The organism is Mesorhizobium ciceri biovar biserrulae WSM1271 (assembly GCF_000185905.1).
In the GTDB taxonomy this organism is placed as follows: Bacteria; Pseudomonadota; Alphaproteobacteria; order Rhizobiales; family Rhizobiaceae; genus Mesorhizobium; species Mesorhizobium ciceri.
Genome location: NC_014923.1, coordinates 468506 through 485513, shown reverse-complemented (window position 1 = coordinate 485513; position 17008 = coordinate 468506). Strand labels below are relative to the sequence as shown.

General features: G+C 64.1%; 16 protein-coding genes. 11 read left to right on the top strand and 5 right to left on the bottom strand.

What is annotated here, in order from left to right; translation table 11 throughout:
- Positions 1–19 precede the first annotated feature (19 nt).
- The 6 genes from rpmI (at position 20) to MESCI_RS02175 (ending at position 5436) form a co-directional block, all read left to right on the top strand.
- Positions 20–223 carry a 50S ribosomal protein L35 gene (gene rpmI, locus MESCI_RS02200; RefSeq protein WP_006201248.1) on the top strand — a complete coding sequence of 68 codons (204 nt, stop codon included), beginning with the start codon at positions 20–22 and terminating at the stop codon, positions 221–223.
- 93 nt (positions 224–316) lie between these two features.
- A complete protein-coding gene (gene rplT, locus MESCI_RS02195) occupies positions 317–718 on the top strand; it encodes a 50S ribosomal protein L20 (RefSeq protein ID WP_013528310.1) in 402 nt (133 codons plus the stop codon).
- 153 nt (positions 719–871) lie between these two features.
- Positions 872–1969 carry a phenylalanine--tRNA ligase subunit alpha gene (gene pheS, locus MESCI_RS02190; protein WP_013528309.1) on the top strand — a complete coding sequence of 366 codons (1098 nt, stop codon included), beginning with the start codon at positions 872–874 and terminating at the stop codon, positions 1967–1969.
- The gene (locus tag MESCI_RS02185; protein WP_013528308.1) at positions 1966–2388 is read left to right on the top strand and encodes a GFA family protein; all 423 of its coding nucleotides are present in this window, start codon (positions 1966–1968) and stop codon (positions 2386–2388) included. Before pheS ends, MESCI_RS02185 begins: the two co-directional genes overlap by 4 nt.
- Positions 2385–4793 (top strand): phenylalanine--tRNA ligase subunit beta, encoded by a 2409-nt coding sequence (gene pheT / locus MESCI_RS02180; RefSeq protein ID WP_013528307.1) that lies wholly within the window; start codon positions 2385–2387, stop codon positions 4791–4793. Before MESCI_RS02185 ends, pheT begins: the two co-directional genes overlap by 4 nt.
- 40 nt (positions 4794–4833) lie before the next feature.
- Positions 4834–5436, top strand: a complete 603-nt coding sequence (locus MESCI_RS02175) for a nucleotidyltransferase family protein (protein WP_013528306.1) — start codon at positions 4834–4836, stop codon at positions 5434–5436.
- A gap of 110 nt (positions 5437–5546) precedes the next feature.
- Here MESCI_RS02175 and MESCI_RS02170 read toward each other — a convergent pair whose 3' ends face one another.
- Positions 5547–6542: an aldo/keto reductase gene (locus tag MESCI_RS02170; RefSeq protein ID WP_013528305.1), complete on the bottom strand. Its 996-nt coding sequence runs from the start codon at positions 6540–6542 to the stop codon at positions 5547–5549.
- Positions 6543–6638: 96 nt separating this feature from the next.
- Between MESCI_RS02170 and MESCI_RS02165 the strand changes: the two genes are divergently transcribed.
- The 5 genes from MESCI_RS02165 to MESCI_RS02145 all read left to right on the top strand — a co-directional run bounded on the left by MESCI_RS02165 (position 6639) and on the right by MESCI_RS02145 (position 11793).
- Positions 6639–7529, top strand: coding sequence for a LysR family transcriptional regulator (locus MESCI_RS02165; protein WP_013528304.1), 891 nt, complete (start codon positions 6639–6641; stop codon positions 7527–7529).
- A gap of 291 nt (positions 7530–7820) precedes the next feature.
- Positions 7821–8393 carry a cytochrome b gene (locus MESCI_RS02160; protein WP_013528303.1) on the top strand — a complete coding sequence of 191 codons (573 nt, stop codon included), beginning with the start codon at positions 7821–7823 and terminating at the stop codon, positions 8391–8393.
- Positions 8394–8462: 69 nt separating this feature from the next.
- Positions 8463–9038, top strand: a complete 576-nt coding sequence (locus MESCI_RS02155; protein WP_013528302.1) for a YceI family protein — start codon at positions 8463–8465, stop codon at positions 9036–9038.
- A 68-nt stretch (positions 9039–9106) separates the two neighbouring features.
- Entirely contained in the window at positions 9107–10093 is a 987-nt protein-coding gene (locus tag MESCI_RS02150; RefSeq protein ID WP_013528301.1) for a Gfo/Idh/MocA family protein, read from the top strand.
- Between the two features lie 41 nt (positions 10094–10134).
- Positions 10135–11793, top strand: a complete 1659-nt coding sequence (locus tag MESCI_RS02145) for an FAD-binding dehydrogenase (RefSeq protein ID WP_013528300.1) — start codon at positions 10135–10137, stop codon at positions 11791–11793.
- Between the two features lie 35 nt (positions 11794–11828).
- On the opposite strand, the gene MESCI_RS02140 is transcribed toward MESCI_RS02145, so the two are convergent.
- The 4 genes from MESCI_RS02140 to MESCI_RS02125 form a co-directional block, all read right to left on the bottom strand.
- The gene (locus MESCI_RS02140; RefSeq protein WP_013528299.1) at positions 11829–12767 is read right to left on the bottom strand and encodes an alpha/beta hydrolase; all 939 of its coding nucleotides are present in this window, start codon (positions 12765–12767) and stop codon (positions 11829–11831) included.
- Between the two features lie 217 nt (positions 12768–12984).
- Positions 12985–13767, bottom strand: a complete 783-nt coding sequence (locus MESCI_RS02135; protein ID WP_013528298.1) for a carnitinyl-CoA dehydratase — start codon at positions 13765–13767, stop codon at positions 12985–12987.
- Positions 13760–15838, bottom strand: coding sequence for an acetate--CoA ligase family protein (locus tag MESCI_RS02130; protein WP_013528297.1), 2079 nt, complete (start codon positions 15836–15838; stop codon positions 13760–13762). Before MESCI_RS02130 ends, MESCI_RS02135 begins: the two co-directional genes overlap by 8 nt.
- 3 nt (positions 15839–15841) lie before the next feature.
- Positions 15842–17005: an acyl-CoA dehydrogenase family protein gene (locus MESCI_RS02125; RefSeq protein ID WP_013528296.1), complete on the bottom strand. Its 1164-nt coding sequence runs from the start codon at positions 17003–17005 to the stop codon at positions 15842–15844.
- Positions 17006–17008: the final 3 nt, after the last annotated feature.

Here is a 17008-nt window from a genome sequence, read left to right as displayed (position 1 = left end):
AACAATACGGAGTAGCAAAATGCCCAAGATGAAGACCAAATCGGCCGCCAAGAAGCGGTTCAAGATCACAGGTACGGGTAAAGTCCTGTCGGCTGCGGCCGGCAAGCGTCACGGCATGATCAAGCGTTCCAACAAGTTCATTCGAAATGCCCGCGGCACGATGGTTCTGGCTGAACCGGATGGCAAGAAGGTCATCAAGAATTTTCTGCCGAATGGCCTCTAAGGCATTCGGTCCGGACACGCATTTGTTTTACGCAATTCCGAACGGAAAACCGCAAGGCACTTTTCCTGGAATTGCTTTTAAGGAGATCATGACATGGCACGCGTAAAAAGAGGCGTCACTTCGCACGCCAAGCACAAGAAGGTCCTGAAAGCCGCGAAAGGCTTCTACGGCCGCCGCAAGAACACCATCCGCATCGCCAAGCAGGCGGTGGAAAAGTCGCTGCAATACGCTTACCGCGACCGCAAGAACCGCAAGCGCTCCTTCCGCGCGCTGTGGATCCAGCGTATCAACGCCGCGACCCACGAGCATGGCCTGACCTATGGCCGCTTCATCGACGGCCTCAACAAGTCGGGCATCGAGATCGATCGCAAGATCCTGTCGGACATGGCCATCCACGAGCCGCAGGCTTTCGCGGCCCTGGTCGCCAAGGCCAAGGTGGCGCTCGAATATCTGAAGAACACCACGCCGAACGCTTTTGAAAGCGCTGTCGCCTAAGACCAGCGCTTCCCAAGCATTCGCAATTCTGATTTGGGGAACCCGCGCTGGCACGGCTGGCGCGGGTTTTTCTTTTGCCTGATCCTTGGAGTGATTTCACTTTAGGAGTGACTTTCACTTTGAGGCCGACCTCCCAACGCAGCGAGTTTGACCGTGAACGACGCAACCACTGGCCTGGATACGCTTGAAAACTCACTTCTGGCCGAGATCGCCTCGGCCGCCGATGAGCCGGCCATCGAGGCCGTGCGCATCGCTGCTTTCGGTAAGAAGGGCAGCGTGTCCGAGATGCTGAAGACACTTGGCGCCATGACCGCCGAGGAGCGCCAGATCAAAGGCCCGGCCATCAACGGCCTCAAGAACCGCGTCACCGACGCGCTGACTGCCCGCAAGGCTGAGCTCAAGGATGTGGCGATCACCGCCCGCCTCGCCGCCGAAAAGGTCGACGTGACGTTGCCGGTGCGGCAGTCGCCGGCCGAGCGCGGCCGTATCCATCCGATCAGCCAGGTCATCGACGAGATTGCCGCGATCTTCGGCGATCTCGGTTTCTCCATCGCGGAAGGTCCCGATATCGAGACCGACTATTACAATTTCACCGCGCTGAATTTTCCCGAAGGCCACCCGGCGCGCGAGATGCACGACACCTTCTTCTTCCAGCCGGACGAGAAGGGCGAGCGCAAGCTTTTGCGCACGCACACTTCGCCGGTGCAGATCCGCACCATGGAAACGAAGAAGCCGCCGATCCGCATCGTCATTCCTGGCAAGACGTACCGGCAGGATTCGGACGCCACCCACTCGCCGATGTTCCATCAGGTCGAGGGGCTGGTGATCGACAAGACAGCCAACGTCGCCAACATGAAGTGGGTGCTGGAGGAGTTCTGCAAGGCCTTCTTCGAGGTGCCGCAGGTTAAGATGCGCTTCCGGCCGTCCTTCTTCCCGTTCACCGAGCCAAGCCTCGAGGTGGACATCCAGTGCGATCGCTCGCGGCCCGGCGAGGTGCGCTTCGGCGAAGGCTCCGACTGGATGGAGATCCTCGGCTGCGGCATGGTGCATCCCAATGTGCTGCGCCATGGCGGTCTCGATCCGGACGAATATCAGGGCTTTGCCTGGGGCATGGGCATAGACCGCATCGCCATGCTGAAATACGGCATGCCGGACCTGCGCGCCTTCTTCGATGCAGACGTGCGCTGGCTGTCGCACTACGGCTTCCGGCCGCTCGACATGCCGACTTTGTTCGGAGGCCTGAGCGCATGACAGCGCCCTATGCCGGCGGCTGCCGCTGCGGCGCCGTGCGGTTCGAGGCCTCTGCCGAACCGCATCACGTCAGCTACTGCCATTGCGGCGATTGCCGGCGGGCCAGCGGCGCGCCGGTGTCGGCCTTTGTCGGCTTCCTGGTCGATCAGGTCGCGTTCACCGGCAAGGCGCTGAAGATGTATGAGAACGGCCCGGTGACGCGCTCTTTCTGCGGCACCTGCGGCTCACCCATCGCCTATGTCGACGAGCGGCTGGAAGAAGACATCTACTTCATGCTCGGCGCCATGGACATGCCGGCCGATTTCCAGCCGACGCTGCATGCCTATATCGGCGAGCAGCTTGCCTTCCTGCATATGTCCGACGACCTGCCGAGACATCTGAAATCAAGCGTCAAAAGACCAGACGGAACAGTCCCATGAAATTCACCCTCTCCTGGCTCAAGGACCACCTCGAGACCGACGCCACGCTCGACGAGATCGTCGAGCGGCTGACTTCGATCGGTCTCGAAGTCGAGCATGTCGACGACAAGTCGAGCCTGAAACCATTCGTCATCGCCAGGGTGCTGACGGCGGTTCAGCATCCCGATGCCGACCGGCTGCGCGTGCTGACCGTCGACACCGGCGACGGCAAGCCTCCGGTGCAGGTCGTTTGCGGCGCGCCAAACGCTCGCGCGGGCCTGATCGGCGCCTTTGCCGCGCCCGGCACCTATGTGCCCGGCATCGACGTAACGCTGACGGTCGGCAAGATCAGGGGCGTCGAAAGCCACGGCATGATGTGTTCCGAGCGCGAGCTGGAGCTGTCCGACGAACACAATGGCATCATCGACCTGCCTGAGGATGCGCCGGTCGGCACCAGCTTCGCCGCCTATGCGCACATCGACGATCCGGTCATCGAGATCAACTTGACGCCGAACCGGCCGGATGCCACCAGCGTCTACGGCATCGCCAGGGATCTGGCGGCGAGCGGGCTTGGCCGCCTCGTCGGCGGCGCCATCATGCCGCATGTCGGCAATGGCATGTGTCCGATCAAGGTGACGATCGAAGCGCCGGAGCTTTGCCCCGGCTTCGCGCTCAACTTGGTCAAGGGCGTCAAGAATGGACCCTCGCCAAAATGGCTGCAGCAGCGGCTGATCGCCATTGGGCTGAGACCCATCAGCGCACTGGTCGACATCACCAACTACGTCACCTTCGACCGCGGCCGCCCGCTGCATGTGTTCGACGCCAGCAAGGTTGCCGGCAATCTCGTCGTGCGCCGCGCGCGCGATGGTGAAAAGGTGCAGGCGCTCGACGGCCGCGAATACACGCTGACGCCGGAAATGTGCGTCATCGCAGATGACAACGGCGTCGAGTCGATCGCCGGCGTCATGGGCGGCGAGCATTCGGGCTGCGACGAGAACACCTCAGATGTGCTGATCGAATCCGCCCTTTGGGATCCGATCACCACGGCGCGCACCGGCCGCACGCTCGGCATCATTACCGACGCGCGCTACCGTTTCGAGCGCGGCGTCGACCCCGAATTCATGGTTCCGGGCGTCGAACTGGCGACGAAACTGGTGCTCGATTTCTGCGGCGGCACGCCGACCGAAATGGAGGTCGTCGGTTATGCCGGTCACACGCCGAAGATCGTTTCCTTCCCGCTTTCGGAAGTGAAGCGGCTGACCGGCATCGAGGTTCCCAGCGCGGAAAGCCTCGACATCCTGTCGCGCCTCGGCTTCAAGCCGGAGGGCTCGGGCGATGTCGTCGATGTCGCCGTGCCGTCCTGGCGCCCCGACGTCGATGGCAAGGCAGACCTGGTCGAGGAGGTCATGCGCATCCACGGTGTCGACAACATCGCGCCGCAGCCGCTCGGTGCGCATGACGCGGTCAATGCAAAGATCCTCACCACGCTGCAGGTCCGTACCCGCACGGCCAAGCGCGCGCTTGCCGTGCGCGGCATGATGGAAGCCGTTACCTGGTCGTTCATTCCGGCCAAGCATGCCGAGCTGTTCGGCGGCGGCCAGACCGCGCTGAAGCTTGCCAACCCGATCGCCGCCGATATGTCCGACATGCGGCCCTCGCTGCTGCCGGGGCTGATCGCGGCTGCCCAGCGCAACGCCGACAAGGGTATTGGCGACGTGGCGCTGTTCGAAGTGTCGGGCACTTATGAGGGCGACGGCGCCGACCAGCAGCGGCGCGTCGCCGCCGGCGTGCGTCGCGGCACCGCCAAGCTCGACGGTTCCGGCCGCAACTGGGCCGGCAATTCCGGTCCAGTCGGCGTGTTCGACGCCAAGGCCGATGCGATCGCCGCACTGGAAGCCTGCGGTGCGCCTGTCGACCGGCTGCAGATCGAGGCCGGCGGCCCGGCCTGGTATCATCCCGGCCGTTCCGGCACGATCAAGCTCGGCCCGAAAACCGTGCTCGGAACTTTCGGTGAATTCCATCCGAAGACGCTGGAAGGGCTCGATGTTTCCGGCCCGCTGTGCGGCTTCGAGGTCTTCGTCGATGCCGTGCCTGAACCGAAGGCCAAGCCGACGAAAACCAAGCCGAAACTGGAACTGTCGCCCTTCCAGGCGGTCAAGCGCGATTTCGCTTTCGTCGTCGACAAGTCGGTCGAGGCCGGCACGCTGGTGCGCGCAGCGCTCGCCGCCGACAAGAAGCTCATCACCGCCGTCTCGGTCTTCGATATTTTCGAAGGCGCTTCGCTGGGCGAGGGCAAAAAATCGATTGCCATCGAAGTGTCGATCCAGCCGGTCGAAAAGACGCTCACCGACGAGGATTTCGAGGCACTGGCCAAGCGCATCATCGAGAATGTCGGCAAGCAGACCGGGGGCGTTCTGCGGGGCTAAAAAACTTGCGAGCAGATGGCGAATCGCCCTCCAAAGGGCGATGGACCATCTGCGGTATTCCGGCCTTCCCCTTGAAGAACAGCGCGCGGCGTTTCTCGCCATCGTGTCTGCCGACCCGCTGTTATGTGACGCGGTGGCGCGGGCTCGCACGCTCGACCTGCCGGACTGGCTGGTGGTATCCGGCGCTCTCTACAACAGCATCTGGAACCACCTGACCGGCAAACCGTCGGGCTACGGCATCAAGGATGTTGATCTTTTCTACTTCGATGACAGCGACCTGTCCTATGAGGCCGAGGACGCGGTGATCCGCCGGGCGGAGAAGCATTTCGAGGGGCTAGCGTTGCCGGTCGAGGTGCGCAACCAGGCGCGGGTGCATCTGTGGTATCCGCAGAAGTTCGGACGGCCGTGCCCGCGCTATTTGAGCGCCAGCGAATCCGTTAGCCATTTTGCCTCGAAGACGCACGCCGTCGGGGTTCGATACGACGCTGACGGGCAGCTCGAGATCGTGGCACCGTTTGGTCTTGACGACATTTTCTCGTTTCGCATCACGCCGAACCGGGTGATGGACAATCAGCGCACGCATGAGGCGAAGGGTAAGCGTGCAAGGGAGAACTGGCCGGAGATTAGTGTCGAGCCTTGGTAAAAATGTCGGCAGGGCAGAGGGGGGCGCTTCACGTCAGCGTCCCCATCTTCTGCACCGCGCTGCGTACGAAAAAGGGGCGCGCGGCGCCCCTTCCGATTACTCACCAGTTTTCACCCATTCACCAGCGTCAGCTCCTTCTCCGCATAGCGCCTACCGACCACCTTGTCGGGCGACAGCGCGTCACCAATCGCCTGCACCTCGACCGCGCTCAGCGCGATCCCGGCAGCCGCCGCATTCTGCTCCAGATGGCGTATCCTTCTTGCGCCGGGGATCGGCACGATGAAATCGCCCTGGTGCAGCACCCAGGCCAGCGCCAGTTGGGCCGAAGTTACCCCCTTTTCAGCTGCCAGCTTTTCCAGCGTCGCGATGACAGCGGCGTTGGCTTCCATCGCCTCGGCCTGGAAGCGCGGCAAGGTCCGGCGCCAGTCGTCGTCGCTCAGCGCCTCGGGCTTGGCGATCATGCCGGTCAGCAGGCCACGGCCGAGCGGGCTGTAGGGAACAAAACCGATGCCGAGTTCGCGGCAGACGGCGAACACCTCGTCTTCCGGGTCGCGGCTCCAGAGCGAATATTCGCTCTGCACGGCGGCAATTGGATGCACGGCATGGGCCCGGCGGATGGTCGCCGCACTCGCCTCCGACAGGCCGAGCGCGCGCACCTTGCCCTCGCGCACCAACTCGGCCATGGCACCGACCGTGTCCTCGATCGGCACGTTGGGGTCGACACGGTGCTGGTAGTAGAGGTCGATCACATCCGTGCCCAGCCGCTTCAGCGACGCCTCGGCGACCGCCTTGACGTGCTCGGGGCGGCTGTCGACGCCGGCCATGCGGTCGAGGCCTGTACCTTCCTCCAAAATCCTGAAGCCGAATTTTGTCGCGATCGTCACCTTGTCACGCGCGGACTTCAGCGCTTTGCCGAGCAGGATCTCGTTCTCGAACGGGCCATAGACCTCCGCCGTGTCGAAGAAATTGACGCCGATATCGATGGCGCGGTGCAGCGTGGCGATTGCGTCGGCTTCCGCCTGGCCGCCATAGGCGAAGCTCATGCCCATGCAGCCGAGGCCGACGGGATAGACGTTCAATTCAGTTCCTAGTTTGCGGGTTTGCATAACGCGTCTCCTTGTTGCGATGCGGCAGAAATAGCGCCTTGCCTTGTGTTCGATAATCGGCTCTCATTTGCACGGGCTGTTCTAAAAGATAGATCAATGAATCGCGCGCATCTTTCCCAACTGGCCGTGCTGGCAACCGTTGCCCAATGCGGCAGCTTTCGCGGCGCGGCCAGGGAATTGGCCATCGCGCCTTCGGCGGTCAGCCATGCGGTGTCCAGCCTAGAGGCGCGGCTTGGCGTTCGGCTGCTGGCGCGCAGCACACGCAGCGTCGCGCCGACCGAAGAAGGTGCGCAGTTGCTGGAACGGCTGCGACCGGCGCTGTCGGAGATCGATCTGGCGCTGGAGACGGCAATCGAGACGCGCGACCGGCCGGCCGGCAATCTGCGCCTGACCGTGCCGCGCACCGCAGCCCATTTGGCGCTGACGCCACGGCTGGGCGCCTTTGCGTCGGCCTATCCCGATATCGTGCTGGAGATCGTCATCGAGGACCGTTTCACCGACGTGGTGGAAGGGGGCTTCGATGCTGGCGTCAGGCTAGGCGAGAGCCTGCAGCGCGACATGATCGCGGTGCGCATCGGGCCGGACCTTCGCGGCGCGGTGGTCGGCGCCCCGGTCTATTTCGAGGTCAACCCCAAGCCGCGTCACCCGCGCGACCTGGCTGACCACCGCTGCATCCGCTTCCGCTTCTCCAGCGGCATCCTCTACCGCTGGGAGTTCGAGAGAGGCCGCGAGGCGATCGAGATGGCGGTGGAGGGACCGCTGATCCTCGACGAGGACCATTTGATCGCCCAGGCGGCGGTCGACGGCGCTGGGCTCGCCTTCGTCTTTGAGGATTATGTCCGCGCGCCGCTCGCCGACGGCAGGCTGATCCGTGTGCTGGAGGACTGGTGCCCCTCCTTCGACGGCTTCTTCGTCTATTATCCGAGCCGCCGGCAGATGCGCCCGGCGCTCAGGGCGTTTGTCGATTTCTTCAAGGTGAGTGGATAGAGCGGGCTCGCCCCTCCCCTTGTGGCCCTCCGGAGGGAGAGGAAGGGAGCCAGGCTCGGCGAACTCGCGCCTTTCGTCTCCCTCCGGAGGGCCCTGATGGGAGTCCGAAGGACGGGCGAGATCGGCGGCTCGCCCCGGTAGGTCGGCTGAGGGACGGGGTGGGTAGCGCCCTACGAGACCCCCACCCCGCCTCGCAAAAGCCGCTTCGCGGCATTTGCTGCGCGCCCCTCCCCACAAGGGGGAGGGTGAAGCGCGCTGGAAGAAAGCCGAACCAACATTCGTTCACTCCCCATGCAAACATCGATCACCAACAGCGCCACCCGCTATGGCTGGGGCGCGATCCTTCTCCACTGGCTGATTGCGCTCATTTTCATCGGCCAGTTCGGGCTCGGCTTCGTCATGGTGCGGCTGACCAGCCAGCGCACCGCCTTCGAGCTGATCCAACTGCATAAATCTTTCGGCTTCCTGCTGCTCGGGCTTGTGTTGCTGCGCATCGCCTGGCGTCTTGGCAATGCAACGCCGGCGCTGCCGCGCTCGGTCGGAACCCTGGAGCGTCGGGCAGCACCGTTGGCCCATCTTGCGCTCTACGCGTTTCAGCTTGCCTTGCCCTTGTCCGGCTGGGCGCTGGTGTCGGTCTCGATGCTGGAGATCCCCAGCCTGCCATTCAACCTGTTCGTCATGCCGAACCTGCCGCTGGCCGAATCGGATGGTGCCGAGAGCTTCTGGGCGGCGGCACATTGGTATCTCGCCTATGCCGGCATGACGCTTGTGGCTCTCCACGTCGCGGCGGCGCTGCGGCATCATTTCCAGCTCAGGGATGGCGTGCTCACGCGCATGGTCACGCCTTCGTCAGATTCGGAATAGAGCGAGCGGTTCATTCGTTCATGGAGTGAGGGCGCAAGAAATGCGCTGCCTCCAACAAGGAACATCCCCATGTACACGCGCATCCTCGGATTTGCGGCGGTCGCCGCTTGCCTTGCCATGCCTGTTTCTGCGGCCGTCGCGCTGGGTGACGCCGCCGGCAGCTATTCGATCAGCCCGGCCAGCTCCAGCATCCGCTTCTCCATCGGCAAGGTCGGCGGCGGCGGCCTCAATGGCACCTTCGCCCGCTTCAAGGGCTCGATCCGCATCGACAACAGCGATGTCGGGCGCTCAGCTGTCAATTTCACCATTTTTCCCGAAAGCGTCGGCACCGGCCAGGGCCGTATCGATGCCTTCCTGCGCTCCGACGCGGTGTTTGATGCCGCCAACAGCCCGGAAATCCAGTTCCGCTCTACCAGCGTGACCCGAACCAGCGACACCACGGCTCTCGTCAGCGGCCGGCTGACGGCGCGCGGCAAGACGTTCCCGGAAAAATTCACGGCCGAGCTCGGCGGTCTCAAGGCCGGCATGATCAAATTCCATGTCACCGGCAAGGTGCTGAGGTCGCGCTACGGCATGGATGTCGGCACGCCGATCTATTCCAACATCGTCGACTTCGACATGACGCTGACCGGCAAAAGGGGCTGACCTCGTCATTGGCTTTTCCGGCGATTTCGGGCAAACCTCGTCGCCTGTAATCGTGATGGAGAAGCCTGATGTTCCGATGGGGTGTGTTGTCGACGGCCAAGATCGGCCGCGAGCATTTGTTGCCGGCGATGGTCGAGGCGGAGAATGGCGTGCTGTCGGCGATCGCCAGCCGCGACCTGTCGAAGGCCAAGGCGCTGGCCGACCGCTTCGGTGCACGCCATGCCTTCGGCTCCTATGAGGAACTGCTCGCCTCGAAAGAAGTAGACGGCGTCTACATCCCGCTGCCGACCTCGCAGCATGTCGAGTGGGCGGCCAAGGCCATCGAAGCCGGCAAGCATGTGCTGGTCGAAAAGCCGCTGGCGCTCGACGCCAAGGACATCCTGCCGCTGATCAAGCTGCGCGACCAGAAAAAGGTGCTGGTCTGCGAAGCCTTCATGGTCATCTACCACCCGCAATGGATCAAGGTGCGCGAGCTCATCGCCAGCGGCGCCATCGGCCGGCTGCGCCATGTGCAGGGCGCGTTCTCCTACTACAACGTCGACCCCAGCAACATGCGCAACCAGCTCGACCTCGGCGGCGGCGCGCTGCCCGACATCGGCGTTTACCCGACCGTGTCGACGCGCTTTTCCACCGGCAAGGAGCCGCTGCGCGTGCAGGCGACGATCGAGCGCGACAAGACATTCGGCACCGACATCTACTCCTCGATCCGTGCCGATTTCGGTGACTTCGAGCTGTCGTTCTATCTGTCGACGCAGATGGCGGCGCGCCAGGTGATGGTGTTCCACGGCGAGAAGGGTTTCATCGAGTTGTTCTCGCCTTTCAATGCCGGGCTCTACGACCACCACCGCGTCGAACTACACAACCAGAACCACACCGAGGCGCAGGTTTTCCGCTTTCCCGGCACGCAGCAGTACCGGCTGGAGGTCGAGACCTTCGCGCGCGCGGCACAGGGCGGCAAGGAGCGCGTCTTCACGCTGGAGGAATCGGTGCTCAACCAGAAAGTCATCGACGCCATCTTCCGCGCCGGCGGCAAAGAAGGCTGGGAGACCGTCTGAATTCCTTGCATTGAAATAGCCGGCTAATTCTGGGAGGAAAAATGGCTGACGATGCGGACGTGATCATTGTCGGCGCCGGCCTTGCAGGGCTGGTTGCCGCCGCCGAGCTTGCCGAGGCCGGCAAGAAAATCATCATCGTCGACCAGGAGCCGGAGCAGTCGCTCGGCGGCCAGGCATTCTGGTCGTTCGGCGGCCTTTTCCTCGTAGATTCGCCCGAGCAGCGGCGCATGCGCATCCGCGATTCGCATGACCTGGCGCTGGAAGACTGGCTGGGCACCGCGGCTTTCGATCGGCCCGAGGATTTCTGGCCGCGCAAATGGGCGGAAGCCTATGTCGGCTTTGCCGCCGGCGAAAAACGCTCCTGGCTGATACAGCGCGGCCTGAAATTCTTTCCCGTGGTCGGCTGGGCCGAGCGAGGCGGCGGCAATGCCATCGGCCACGGCAATTCGGTGCCGCGCTTCCACATCACCTGGGGCACGGGCCCCGGCGTTCTCGACCCCTTCGTACAGCGCGTGCGCGAGGCGCAGAAGCGCGGACTGATCAGTTTCAAATTCCGCCATCGGGTCGATGAATTGACCCGCACGGGTGCGACTGTCGACGGGGTGCGCGGCGACATCCTGCAACCGAGCACCGCCGAGCGCGGCCACAAGAGTTCGCGCGAAATATCAGGAGATTTCGAGCTTCGCGCGCAAGCCGTGATCGTCGCTTCCGGCGGCATCGGCGCCAACCATCAGCTTGTACGGGAAAACTGGCCGCAGCGGCTGGGCGCGGCGCCCAAGCGCATGATCACCGGCGTGCCCGACCATGTCGACGGCCGCATGCTGGCGATCACGGAACGGGCCGGCGGCTCGATCATCAACCGCGACCGCATGTGGCACTATGTCGAGGGCATCAAGAACTGGGCGCCGATCTGGACCGACCATGCGATACGCATCCTGCCCGGCCCATCATCGCTGTGGCTCGATGCGCGCGGCAAGCGCCTGCCGGTGCCGCTCTATCCCGGCTTCGACACTCTGGGCACGCTCTCCCACATCATGAGCACCGGCTTCGACTATTCCTGGTTCATCCTGACCAAGAAGATCATCCAGAAGGAGTTCGCGCTGTCGGGCTCCGAGCAGAACCCCGATCTGACCGGCAAGAGCTGGCGCCAGGTGCTCGGCCGCGCCACATCGGGCATTCCGGGCCCCGTCAAGGCGTTCATGGAAAAGGGCGAGGACTTCATCGTCGAGGCCGATTTGCCGGCGCTGGTCGCGCGCATGAACGCGCTGGCCGGCGGCGAGGCGCTGCTTGAGGTGGCTCAAGTCGAGCGCGAGATCCGCGCCCGCGATAGGCAGCTCGACAACCCGTTCTCCAAGGATATGCAGATCACCGCTCTGCGCGGCGCGCGCGCCTATCTCGGCGACCGGCTGATCCGCACGGCCAAGCCGCACAAGATGCTCGATCCGGCAAATGGCCCGCTGATCGCGGTGCGGCTTAACATCCTGACCCGCAAGACGCTGGGCGGCCTGCAGACCGATCTCGACAGCCGCGTGCTGGGGGCAGATGGGCAGCCGGTCGCCGGGCTCTATGCCGTCGGCGAAGCCGCCGGTTTCGGCGGCGGCGGCGTGCATGGCTATGCGGCGCTCGAAGGCACCTTCCTCGGCGGCTGCATCTTTTCCGGCCGCAGCGCCGGCCGGGCAGCGGCTGCCTCGGTGGCGTGAAGGGGCGCCACTTGGTCCTCAGAGTTTGGCCGCGATCACCAGCGCCAGCCGCCCCGTCCAAGCGCGGTCACCGCATCGACGATCCGGGTGAAGCTGGTGCGGGCGCGGCCAACCGTGTGCCGGGCTCTGAGATAGCCGTGAACCAATCCCGGCTCCTCGAACCACGTCGCGTGGCCACCTGCCGTGATGATCAGGTCGCGATAGGTCTCGCCATCCGATGACAGCGGGTCGCATTCGGCGGTGATCAGCACTGTCGGCGGCAAGTTGGAGAAATCGGTGTCGGCAAGCGGGGCCAGCGTCGCATCGCCGCTACGGTCTTGCCCTCCAGTGCGAATGTGCTTGTAGAATTCGAGATCGCGCACGGTCAGCATCGGCGCTTCGGCGTGCTTGACATAGGAGCCTTTCGAGCGGTCTCCGCCGAGGCCGGGATAGATCAGCACCTGGCCGACCGGCCTTTTCGAATGGCCGCGCGTGGCGTGACTGACGGCGGCGCAGAGATTGCCGCCGGCGCTGTCGCCGCAGAGCACGATAGGATGATCGCGATTGGCGGCGGCCCATTCGAAGGCGCTCATGGCATCGTCGAAGGCGGCTGGATGCAAATGTTCCGGCGCCAGCCGGTAATCTACGGAGACCACCTCATAGCCTGTGCGCGAGCACAGCTCCGCGCAAACATCGTCGTGGCTGTCCAGCCCACCAAGGATGAAGCCACCGCCATGGACATAGAGCACCGTCACGGCTGCCTGAAGTGTGCTTCGGTAGATGCGGATCGGGATGTCATGCGTCGGCGTTGCGATGGCGGAGGTTTCGACAGCGGCGCCCTCGGGATAGCCGGCAAAGAATTCCCGGCACATGCGGTCGTAAATCTCGCGCTGCTGCGCGATCGTGTAGTCGATCGTATCGGGCGGGTAATAGGAATTGGTGCGCTCGATGAAGGCCCAGGTCTCGGCGTCGATGAGCTTGATGTAGTCGGTCATGGGTGCTGGAGAGGCGGCCAAGGCTGAGCCTGGGCGCCCCCCTCTGTCCTGCCGGACATCTCCCCCTCAAGGGGGGAGATCGGATGTTGCGAAGGCTTTCGCCAACCTTCTGCGTCGCAAGAAGAGTGCAGAGATCGAAGCTGCCAATCTCCTCCCTTGAGGGGGAGATGTCCGGCAGGACAGAGGGGGGTAAGCGCCGTCATTTAGGCAACAATCCTTACTTCCCCTTCCACACCGGCTCACGCTTCTCCGCAAAAGCCCGAAAACCCTCCATATTGTCCTCGGAGCCATAGAGCGCATCGACCGTCGGCAATTGCCGGCGGGTCACCTTGTTCATGGCGTCCTGGAAGGTCAGCGCCTCGGCCACGCGCGCCGTCTCCTTGATCGCGGCAAACACCAGCGGTGGGCCGCCTGCGAGCAGCCGGGCGATCTCCCAGACGCGATCTTCCAGCTTTTCCTTGGGCAGCACTTCGTTGACCAAGCCCCAGCGATGCGCTTCAGCGACATCCATCCAGCGGCCGGTGAGCAGAAGGTCCATGGCGACATGGTAGGGGATGCGCTTCGGCAGCTTGATCGTCGCCGCGTCGGCCAGCGTGCCGGCTCGGATCTCGGGCAGCGCGAAGGAGGAATGATCGGAGGCGTAGATGAGGTCGCAGGACAGCGCCAGCTCGAAGCCGCCGCCGACCGCCATGCCGTTGACGCACGCGATGATCGGCTTGTTGAGGTCGCGCAGCTCCTGCAGGCCGGCAAAGCCGCCGACGCCATAGTCGCCGTCGACCGCATCGCCGCCGGCAGCTGCTTTGAGGTCCCAGCCCGCGCAGAAGAACTTGTCGCCAGCGGTCTTGACGATGGCGACGCGCAATTCCGGATCGTCTCGGAACGCCTTGAAGGTCTCGCCCATCAGCCGCGAGGTCTTCAGGTCGATGGCGTTGGCCTTGGGCCGGTCGAGGGTGACTTCGAGGATGGTGCCCTCGCGGCGGGTCGAAATGACGTCAGACATTCTTGTTCTCTCCCAGCACCAGCAGCGCGTCGGCGATCCAGGCGCCCTTGCCCTCTGCACAGACGATCAGCGGGTTGATGTCCAGTTCTTCGATCTCACCGGCATTCTGCTGCACGAAGGCGGCAATGCCAGAGATAGCATCGATGGCAGCCGCGACATCGGCCTTCGGCCGGCCGCGATAGCCTTCGAGTAGCGGGAACAGTTTCAGGCCGCGCAGCGCCGCCTCGATATCGTCGCGGGTCGCCGGCAGCATCAGCGTGACGCTGTCGCGCAACAGCTCGACCAGCACGCCACCAGTGCCGAGCGTCATCACCGCGCCGAACATCGGATCGCGGGTGAAGCCGACGATGAGTTCGGCAACACCGTCGCGCACCATGCGCTCGACATAGAGCCCGGTGCCGAGCGGCAACAGGTCATGCGCTGCGGTGCTGACAGATTCGGCATCCCTGAGATTGAGCCTGACAGCGCCAACTTCGGATTTGTGGGTGACGCCGAGCGCCTTCAACGCGACGGGAAAGCCGAGCGCCATGGACGAAATCACCGCTTCGACGGCATTGGCGGCGCGCTCGCCCTTCGGCACCGGCAGGCCGGCTTTGATCAGCCGTGACTTCGCCTCGGCTTCGTCGGGCGTGACGTGGTCCCCGCCAGAGGCGCCGGAGGCCGACGTGTCGATCGGCTGCGCCTGCGGTTCAGCCCAAGCCCAGCCGATGAAGGCTGCTGCGCCGGCTGCATCCATCGCTTCCGAAATGCCGAACAACGGCACCATGCCGCGCGCCATCAGTTCGGCAGTGTATTCCTCCGGCAGGTTCTCCGGCAGCGAGGAGACGATCGCACCATGCGCCTTGTTGGTCTTGAGCGCCGATTCGAAAGCGCGCAACGTCGCCCACCAGTCGGTGACCGAGCAGCGGTCGGGTCGCGGAAAATCGAGCACCAGCATGTTGAGGTCGAAACCGCCCGACACCATGGCGGTGAAGGTGGCGGTCATCGCCGGCTCGTTGTTCCAGATGAAGGTGTGATAGTCCAAGGGATTGGCGACCGCGACCAGCGGCCCGAGCGTCGATTTGACATGGGCGCGGTGGCTGTCGGTCAGCACAGGGAAATTGACCCAGCGGCCTTCGGCGCTGTCGGCCATGACGGAGGCCTCGCCGCCGGAGCAGCTCATCGACGACAGCCTATAGCCGGGCAAAGGTCCGGTGATGTGCAGCAGCTTCAGCGCCTCGATGAAGGCGGGGATTGAATCGACACGCGCAATGCCGAGCCGCCGCAGGAACGCACCCGAGGCCGCGTCCGAGCCGGCGAGCGACGCGGTATGCGAGACAGTCGCTTGCCTGGCCTGTTCGGAACGGCCGACCTTCATGGCGATGATCGGCTTCTTCAGCTCGCGGGCTCGTGCCGCCAGCCGTTCGAAGCCGGCTACCGAATCGAAGGCCTCGATGTGCAGGCCGAGCGACGTGACCCGCTCATCCTCGATCAGGCCGAGCGCCATTTCGGACAGGCCGGTCTGCGCCTGGTTGCCGGCGGTCATCAGGAAGGCGATCGGCAGGCCGCGCTTCTGCATGGTCATGTTGATGGCGATGTTGGAGGACTGGGTGATGATGGCGACGCCCTTGCCGCCCTCGGCCAGTCTTATGCCGCCATGCTGGTCGGGCCACAGCAGCGCGCCGTCGGCATAATTGATCAGGCCGTAGCAATTCGGCCCGATGATCGGCATCTGGCCGGCCGCCGCGACCAGCTCGGCCTGCAGCCGCTCGCCATCATCGTCATAGGCCTCGGTTTCGAGGAAGCCGGCGGCAAAGCAGACGGCGCCGCCGGCGCCGCGTTCGGCCAGCGCCTTGATCACCTCGATGGTCAAATGCCGGTTGACGCCGACAAAGGCAGCATCCGGCGCGCCGGGCAGGTCAGCCACCGAACGATAGGCCTTGCGACCGGCAACCTCGTCCTTGGTCGGATGCACCGGCCAGATCTCGCCGGCAAAACCCATCTTGATCGATTGCGCGACGACGGCTGCGGCCTGCGCGCCGCCGAAGACGGCGATCGATTTAGGCCGCAGGAGACGCTCCAGTTTATGCATATGTTATGCCCCGAACGGGCGCAGCAGCGCCCTTGAAATGATGTGGCGCTGGATCTCGGATGTGCCTTCCCAGATGCGCTCGACGCGCGCGTCGCGCCAGATGCGCTCCAGCGGCAGATCGTCCATCAGCCCCATGCCGCCATGGATCTGGATCGCTTCATCGGCGACGTATGCGAGCATTTCGGTGGCCTTCAGCTTGGCCATGGCCATGTCCTGGTCGGTGACGGTGCCCTGATCGTACTTCCAGCCGGCTTCAAACACCATCAAGTCGGCGGCCTTCAGTTCGGTCGCCATGTCGGCGAGTTTGAACGACACGCCCTGGAACTTGCCGATCTGCTGGCCGAACTGCTGGCGCTGCGCGGCGTATTCGACGGCATGGCCAAGCGCACGCTCGGCGCGGCCGAGGCAGGTGGCGCCGACCTGCAGCCGGGTGGCGCCGAGCCAGGAATTGGCGACATCGAACCCCTTGTGGACTTCGCCCAACACTTGGGCTCCGGGTAGCCGGCAATCGTCGAATTCGAGGATGGCGTTGGTGTAGCCGCGATGCGAGACGTTGCGGTAGCCGTCGCGCACCGTAAAGCCCTTGGTGCCCTTGTCGACGAAGAAGGCGGTGATCTTCTTGCGTTTTCCGCGCGGCGAATCCTCTTCGCCGGAAGCCATGAACACGATGGCGAAGTCGGCGAGGTCGGCGTGGGAGATAAAATGCTTGGTGCCGTTCAGCACCCAGTCGTCACCGTCCTGCACGGCGGTTGCCTTCATGCCACGCAAATCGGAGCCGGCGCCCGGCTCGGTCATCGCCAGGCAGTCCCATTTCTCGCCACGGATGCAGGGGAACAGATATTTCTCGCGCTGCTCGGGCGTGCCGGCCAGGAGGATGTTGGAGGGGCGCGCCACGCAGGTCCAGTGCAGCGCGTAATTGGCGCGGCCGAGTTCCTTCTCGTAGAGCAGCCAGGTCACCGTATCGAGGCCCGCTCCGCCGACATCTGCCGGCATGTTGGCGGCATAGAGCCCGGCCTCGATCGCCTTTACCTTGATCTCTTCGATCAGGTCGCGGCGCAGCACGCCGGTGCGCTCGACCTCGCGCTCATGCGGGTAAAGCTCGTTCTCGACGAACGCGCGCGTCGTCTCGACGATGAGCTTCTGTTCCTCCGACAGCCCGAAATCCATGCT